This window comes from uncultured Roseobacter sp., assembly GCF_947495275.1.
Lineage (GTDB): Bacteria > Pseudomonadota > Alphaproteobacteria > Rhodobacterales > Rhodobacteraceae > Roseobacter.
In genome coordinates, this window is sequence record NZ_CANLYL010000023.1 from 25,237 (window position 1) to 32,014 (window position 6,778).

Here is a 6,778-nt window from a genome sequence, read left to right on the forward strand (position 1 = left end):
GTCCATCGGGAGGACACATCAATGACAAAAGAACGTAACGAGATTGCGTCGGCATCACGCCGCAACTTTCTGAAACTGGTAACGAGCGGCGGATTCACCGCGGCCATGGTCGCCGGTGCTGGGGGCATGCTCTGGTCTTCCAAGGCCGTAGCGCAAACCGCAAATGAAGAGCGCGATCGGGAAAAAGCGGCCGAGCATGTCATGACCATTGCAACGGCCTATGTGCTTGGCGCGTCGCGCAGCTATCCGATCATGCAGCTGGACCTCAAGGAAAACATCCAGAATGCGACCAACGGCAAGGTCTACGTCAAGCTGGCCCCGGGTGGTCAACTCGGTGCGGGTGGCTCGCTGGTGCAGAAAGTGCAGGGCGGAACCATTCAGGCCGCACAGCATTCCCTGTCGAACTTTGCGCCATTTGCGTCGACTGTTGACTTGATCAATATGCCTTACCTGTGTGGTTCGAACCAGCGGTTCACCAATCTTGTGACGTCTGACTACTGGAACAGCGAAGTACACCCAAAAGTCGAGGCTGCTGGTTTCAAGGCGTTGTTTTATGTCAACATCGACCCGCGCGTGGTTGCTGTACGCAAGGGTGGTGCAGGGGCGGTTCTGAGCCCCGGTGATCTTTCGGGCGTGAAGTTCCGGGTCCCGGGTTCCAAGATGTTGCAGCAGTATTACCGCATGGTCGGGGCCAACCCGACGCCAGTGGCCTGGGGTGAAACGCCTTCTGCAATCAAGCAAGGGGTGGCCGACGCGCTTGATCCTTCCGTCGGCGCTCTGTTTGTCTTCGGCTTCAAGGATATCCTGAGCCATGTGACCTTCACCCAGGCAGTTCCCGACAGTCAGGTTTATTCCTGTAACCTGGAATGGTTTAACTCCATGCCCGCCGACATTCAGGAGGGGATCATGTGGGGTGCCGAAATGACGGCGCACCAGAACCTGTCCAAGGTGCCTTCGGCGCGCGCCTACGCAATGGCGGAGCTGAGCAAGGCCGGCGTTGAATTCCACTCGCTGAGTGACGATCAGCTGGGCGAATGGAAAGAGGCCGGCGGTTACCAACGCACCGAATGGGATGAGTTCAAAACTGAGCTTGCCGGATCCATGGACGCCTTCGATAAGCTGGAAGAAGCTGCCAGCACGCAAGGCAAATACTACGTGCACGACGCGTAACAACAAATGCGGACGTCCCTTGGGTCGCCCGCTCGTTTTCTTTTCAGTCAAGACCGGAACGAACCCGCGCGACAGCGCCGGGGCTGGATCGGTTTTGCCAAAAGACAGGGTGATTTATGAAATTTTTCCGCCGAATAGACCGTGATGCCGAACGCTGGTTGTTGCTGGTCTTCTACGTGATGCTGGTCATAACCATGGCGATCGAAGTCCTGCGTCGGGAAATTTTCTCATATTCATCCATCTGGGGCGAGGAGATCGTGCGGTACTCCTTCATATACCTCGCCTGGATCGGCGCAGCTGCCGCGGTCAAGGAACGTGCGCACATCCGCATTGACGTGCTGATGCATTATCTGGGGCCGCGCCCCAAGGCGCTTTTGTACATTTTCGGCGACCTCGTGATGTTCGCTGTGGCAATCGTCGCTCTCTATTACTCCTACGAAACAGTACATGTCTCCGCCAAGTTCGGGTCAGTCACCGATGGCCTGCGCATTTCCAAGGTCTGGTTCCTGATGGCCGTGCCGGTGGGTTTTGCCCTGATGATCTGGCGGCTGCTGCAATCCTTCGCGCGCGATTTCAAATCCCTCAAAGATGGCACGGCCGTTTTTGAAGGCGACAAGCTGTTTGATTAAGGAACGTCGAAATGCTCTGGAATACACTTAACCAAACAGTCGAATTGGGGTGGGACTTCTACCTGCCCGTGATCATGTTCGTTGCTCTCATCGCTTTGGCGGTGCCTGTATGGGCCGCCATCGGAGCGGCAGCCATTACAATGCTGCTCATGTCCGGCGATCTGCCGCTGAGCCTTGTCGGCGAAAGCCTCTTTGCCGGGATTGACGCCTTTGCCCTGACGGCGGTGCCGCTCTTTATCCTGACCGGCGATGTTCTGGTGCGCACGGGCCTGTCGCGCAAATTTCTTGACGTAGCCGAGGCGCTGACCTGTTTTGCAAAAGGCGGGTTCGGGTCGGCCACGGTTCTGGTCTGCGGTATGTTCGCGGCGATTTCGGGATCGGATGCGGCGGGGGCAGCCGCGGTGGGTCGTATGACCATCGACCGGCTTGTCGAATCCGGCTATCCGCGCCCCTATGCTTGCGCGCTGGTGGCTGCTGGTGCCTGTACCGGTATCCTGATCCCTCCTTCGATTGCCTACATCATCATCGGTCTTGTGCTGGGCATATCCGCGTCAACACTGTTTTTGGCGGCGTTGATCCCCGGTCTGGCTATCCTGGCCGCGATCCTGATCACAAACCTGATCGTCAACCGGATCTATGCTTACGAGGGCGGCGGCATGCTGACCTTTGGAGAATGGTTTGCCAATCTGCGCCGGTCTCTGGCCTCCGGTTGGTATGCGTTCATTGTTCCCGGCATCATCTTCTACGGCATTTTCTCGGGCCGGCTGACACCTACCGAAGCCGGTGCCACAGCTGTGGTTGTGACGATCATCATGGGTTTTGTTCTGGGGACGCTGAAACTCGCGGATTTCCCGGCCATGCTGGTCAGTTCTGCAAAGGTGAATGGGGTCATCCTGCCGATCATCGCGTTTTCCGCGCCTCTGGCCGAAGCGCTGGCGATCATGGGCGTGCCCCAGGGGTTTGTAACGTCCGTCACGGGTTTGACCGACGATCCCTATATCCTGATCCTGCTGATGATCGGCATCCTGATTGCTGCGGGTTGCGTTATGGAGACAACGCCAAATATCGTTATTCTGGCGCCGATCCTGAAACCGCTTGCGGATAATATCGGGATGAATGAAATCCAGTTCTGCATCATGATGATCACAGCCTTGGGTGTCGGTTTCATCACACCCCCCTTGGGGCTCAACCTGTTCGTGGTCTCCGGGATCACGGGCGAGTCGATCCTCAAAATTGCGGCGCGCGCGGTGCCGTTCGTTCTGTGCATGTTCGTTGTTGTCTTGATGATCGCCTACATTCCTGCGATTTCAACAACATTCCTGCCCGACATTTACAAATAGGATATATCGAAAATGACCCGTGAATATCTCAAAAAGGCGACGCTGACTGCTGAGTCGGACGCTTCGGAAACACATGAAATCGTGAAAACAATCCTCGCCGAAATCGAGGAGGGCGGGGATGCAAAGGCGCTGGAATATGCCAAGAAATTCGACCGTTACGAGGGCAACGTCCTTTTGACGGCCGAAGAGATCGAGGCCGCCTGTGCCTTGGTGCCGGAAAAGCTGAAACAGGACATCCAATTTGCCCATGATAACGTCCGGCGCTTTGCCGAGACGCAGAAATCGACCGTGTCGGATGTGGAAATCGAGATCGTGCCGGGGGTGATCGCGGGCCAAAAGGCCATCCCGGTAGATGCCGCCGGGTGCTATGTCCCGGGTGGACGCTATAGCCACATCGCAAGCGCTATCATGACAGTAACCACGGCAAAGGTCGCGGGATGTCATCACATCACCGCTTGCTCGCCACCGCGCCCCGACGTGGGGGTGAACCCGGCGATTGTCTATGCGGCACACATCTGTGGCGCCGACAAGATCATGGCCTTGGGCGGCGTGCAGGGTGTGGCTGCCATGACATTTGGCCTGTTTGGTCTGCCCAAGGCCAACATCCTTGTTGGCCCGGGCAATCAGTTCGTCGCCGAAGCAAAGCGCATTCTCTTTGGCCGCATCGGCATCGACATGATTGCGGGGCCAACGGACAGCCTGATCCTCGCGGATGCAACGGCCGACGCTCATATCGTGGCGACAGATTTGGTCAGCCAGGCGGAACACGGTTACAATTCACCGGTCTGGTTGGTCACCGATGATCGGGCACTTGCGGAAAATGTAATGGCGCTCGTGCCGGGGCTGATCGAGGATTTGCCCGAGGTCAATCGTCAGAATGCGTTTGCGGCCTGGCGGGATTATGCCGAAGTTATCGTCTGTGCGGATCGCGAGGATATGGCGGCCTGTTCAGATGAATATGCGCCTGAGCATCTGACCGTGCAGGCGGAAGATCTGGATTGGTGGCTGAGCAAGCTCACCTGCTACGGCTCGCTGTTTCTGGGCGAGGAAACCACCGTGTCCTACGGCGACAAGGCCACTGGCACCAACCACGTTCTGCCCACGTCCGGGGCCGCCAGTTATACGGGCGGGTTGAGCGTGCACAAATACATGAAGATCGTCACCTGGCAGCGCGCGACGCGGGAAGGCTCCAAACCAGTGGCAGAAGCCACGGCACGGATCGCGCGTCTGGAAGGGATGGAGGGGCATGCGCGGGCTGCGGACGTGCGTCTTGCCAAATACTTCCCCGACGAGGAATTCGATTTGACCGCCCATGGCTGATCCGCGCCACCTGTTTGATCTGACGGGTCGCGTCGCTTGTGTCACCGGCGCAAGCTCCGGTTTGGGGCGCCGGGCTGCGGTGACACTGGCTGCCGCCGGAGCAGAGGTGATTGGCGTCGCACGCAGGCCTGATGCCTTGCAAAGCCTCAAGGGCGAGATCGGGCCCTCTGCGGCGGTTGTGGTGGCAGATGTCGCGGACCGGGGGGCGGTTCCGGCGTTATGTGCCGCTATCTGCGCACCCTTTGGTGACCCGGACATCATCGTACATGCGGCCGGTGTCAACACCCGCGAGGCTGCCGACGATGTAACCCCGGATGGCTGGGACGCGACCCTCGCGCTGAACCTGTCAGCGCCCTTTTTCATCTCGCAGGCGCTGGTGCCTGCGATGCGTAAGAAAGGATGGGGGCGCATCGTGAATTTTGCGTCGCTGCAAACAACACGCGCTTTTCCGGGTGGCATCGCCTATGGCGCCACCAAAGCCGGCGTCGGCCAGTTGACACGTGCCATGGCCGAAGCCTGGTCACCTGACGGCATAACCGCAAATGCCATCGGGCCGGGGTTTTTCCCGACCGAACTGACTCAGGCTGTTTTTGACAATCCCGAAAGATCTGCCCGTAACGCGGCACAAACCTGTATGCATCGCAACGGTCGGATGGAAGACATTGATGGTCCCTTGTTGTTTTTATGCTCGCAAGCGTCAGGATATGTCACGGGCCAAATATTGATGGTTGATGGAGGGTTCACAGCGAAATGAAGGCGCTTGTTTATGAGGGAGTGGAGACACTTGTGTTTCGCGATGTTCTCGACCCATTGCCCGGGCAGGGCGAAGAACTGATCCGGGTTGAGGCCGTGGGTATCTGCGGGTCTGACATGCATGCCTATCTGGGCCACGATGCCCGCAGGCCCGCGCCCCTGATCCTGGGTCATGAAGCGGCGGGCGTCATAGAGGGCGGCCCGCGTGATGGCGAGCGGGTGACTGTCAACCCGCTGGTCAACTGCGGGTCGTGCAAGGCATGCGAGACGGGTCGGGAAAATCTATGCCCCGACAGGCAGATCATCTCCATGCAGCCGCGTGAAGGCGCATTCGCGCAGTATATTTCAATGCCGCCGCAAAATCTGGTCAGTGTTCCTGCGGACACGCCCTTGCAAAAGGCGGCGTTGGCTGAGCCATTGGCGGTGAGCTGGCATGCGGCGCGGCTGGCGATCGGTGCTCTGCACGGACAGGCGCAGCCCCGCGCTTTGGTCATCGGTGGTGGTGCCATTGGATTGGCGGCAGCGCTGGCACTGAAGGCAATGGGTGTCGAAGACCTCACCATTGTCGAACCCAACGACGGACGCCGCGGGTTTCTCGCCAGAACATGCGGGCAGCACGTCACGGCTCAGGCAGAAGGTCAGTATGCGTTGGTGATTGATGCGGTGGGTTATGCGAGCACGCGCGCAACAGCATCCGCCCATGCTGAACCGGGAGGGGTGATTGCCCATGTCGGGCTTGGCGAAGACAAATGTGGGCTCGATGTGCGACGTATGACGTTGCAGGAGATTACCTTCATCGGTACCTATACCTATACCGCTCAGGATTTCCGCGACACGGCCCAGGCGATTTTTGATGGTCGGCTTGGCGCTTTGGATTGGGTCGAAGCGCGCGCGCTCAAGGACGGTGCCCAAGCCTTCAGGGACTTGCGTGCCGGTAATGTCGCCGCGCCCAAGATCGTGCTGGATCCCTGGAACTGATCAGCGGACCCGCAATAATGGAGAGAACAGATGTATAGAAAAATCCTTGTGCCGATGGCCCTCGACCACGGCATTTCCCCCAATACCCTTGAAGTTGCCAAAGCCTTGCAGGGCGAGGGCGCGGAGATCATCGCCCTGCATGTTTACGAGGCGGTTCAGGGGTCGGTGACGGCCTATCTTGATGAGGGGACCATCAAGGCTGGGTTTGATCGTGCGAAGGAAAAGCTCAACGAGAAGCTGGCAGATATCCCGGAGGCAAAAGCAGCGATTATTCAAGGGCATTCCGCCCGGGCCATCATCGACTACGCAGATGCCAATGGAATCGATTGCATTGTGATCGGCTCTCACAAACCGGGATTGAGCGACTATTTCCTGGGCTCCACCGCTGCCCGTGTCGTGCGGCACGCGCCCTGTGCCGTGCATGTGATCCGCAACACTCACTGAAAACTCAAGCGCCCCGGGTTCACGCGCCCGGGCAGAAAGGCGTCCCCCCATGAGCATCGACAAGAAGATCGTAGATGATTTTGTCCGTAATGGCGTTGATTTTGTGACGACCGTGCCGTGCAAGCAGTTGGCGGGGGTTATTGA

Annotated in this window: 7 protein-coding genes and 1 pseudogene; all 8 read left to right on the plus strand. The window is 58.4% G+C overall.

Translation table 11 applies throughout. The features are described from left to right. The first annotated feature begins 21 nt into the window (after positions 1 to 21). On the plus strand, positions 22 to 1,170 hold the full coding sequence (locus Q0802_RS23265; protein WP_298922324.1) for a TRAP transporter substrate-binding protein: 1,149 nt from the start codon (positions 22 to 24) through the stop codon (positions 1,168 to 1,170). A gap of 116 nt (positions 1,171 to 1,286) precedes the next feature. Beyond that, positions 1,287 to 1,799 carry a TRAP transporter small permease gene (locus tag Q0802_RS23270; RefSeq protein WP_298922325.1) on the plus strand — a complete coding sequence of 171 codons (513 nt, stop codon included), beginning with the start codon at positions 1,287 to 1,289 and terminating at the stop codon, positions 1,797 to 1,799. An 11-nt stretch (positions 1,800 to 1,810) separates the two neighbouring features. After that, positions 1,811 to 3,139, plus strand: a complete 1,329-nt coding sequence (locus tag Q0802_RS23275) for a TRAP transporter large permease (RefSeq protein WP_298922326.1) — start codon at positions 1,811 to 1,813, stop codon at positions 3,137 to 3,139. 12 nt (positions 3,140 to 3,151) lie between these two features. Next, positions 3,152 to 4,459, plus strand: coding sequence for a histidinol dehydrogenase (hisD, locus tag Q0802_RS23280; RefSeq protein WP_298922327.1), 1,308 nt, complete (start codon positions 3,152 to 3,154; stop codon positions 4,457 to 4,459). Next, positions 4,452 to 5,213, plus strand: coding sequence for an SDR family oxidoreductase (locus tag Q0802_RS23285; protein ID WP_298922328.1), 762 nt, complete (start codon positions 4,452 to 4,454; stop codon positions 5,211 to 5,213). The genes hisD and Q0802_RS23285 overlap by 8 nt, the downstream gene beginning before the upstream one ends. Continuing rightward, positions 5,210 to 6,190, plus strand: coding sequence for an alcohol dehydrogenase catalytic domain-containing protein (locus tag Q0802_RS23290; RefSeq protein ID WP_298922329.1), 981 nt, complete (start codon positions 5,210 to 5,212; stop codon positions 6,188 to 6,190). The genes Q0802_RS23285 and Q0802_RS23290 overlap by 4 nt, the downstream gene beginning before the upstream one ends. A gap of 30 nt (positions 6,191 to 6,220) precedes the next feature. Next, complete coding sequence (locus Q0802_RS23295) at positions 6,221 to 6,634, plus strand: universal stress protein (RefSeq protein ID WP_298922330.1); 414 nt, start codon at positions 6,221 to 6,223, stop codon at positions 6,632 to 6,634. A gap of 49 nt (positions 6,635 to 6,683) precedes the next feature. Continuing rightward, positions 6,684 to 6,778, plus strand: a pseudogene (locus Q0802_RS23300) (sulfopyruvate decarboxylase subunit alpha); the annotation flags it as partial.